Below are 563 nucleotides of genomic sequence, written 5' to 3' on the forward strand. Positions count from 1 at the left end.
CTCTTACCATTGGTAATACGCCCCTAGTTCGCCTAAACAAAGTGAGCAAAGGTAACGTTCTAGCGAAAATTGAAGCACGCAACCCAAGCTTCAGTGTTAAGTGCCGTATCGGTGCAAACATGATTTGGGAAGCAGAAAAAGCTGGCACTTTAAAGCCAGGCGTAGAACTAGTAGAACCAACCAGTGGTAACACAGGTATCGCATTAGCGTTCGTAGCAGCCGCTCGCGGTTACAAATTGACTCTAACTATGCCTGAATCAATGAGCCTTGAGCGCCGCAAGCTACTTAAAGCACTAGGCGCAAACCTTGAGCTAACCGAAGCAGCGAAAGGCATGAAAGGCGCAATTGCTAAAGCAGAAGAGATCGTAGCAAGCAATCCTGAAAAATACCTTCTTCTACAACAGTTCAACAACCCTGCTAACCCGCAAATTCACGAGAAAACCACTGGCCCTGAAATCTGGGATGCGACAGACGGTGAAATCGATGTGCTAGTAGCAGGCGTTGGTACAGGCGGTACAATCACAGGTACAAGCCGTTACATCAAAGGTGAAAAAGGCAAAGCC

At 47.4% G+C, this 563-nt stretch carries 1 protein-coding gene; it reads left to right on the forward strand.

Annotated elements, in window-relative coordinates:
- On the forward strand, positions 1-563 hold a 563-nt coding region (locus R7Q48_RS29775), incomplete at both ends, for a pyridoxal-phosphate dependent enzyme (RefSeq protein WP_318133987.1).

This window comes from Vibrio sp. 378, assembly GCF_033339435.1.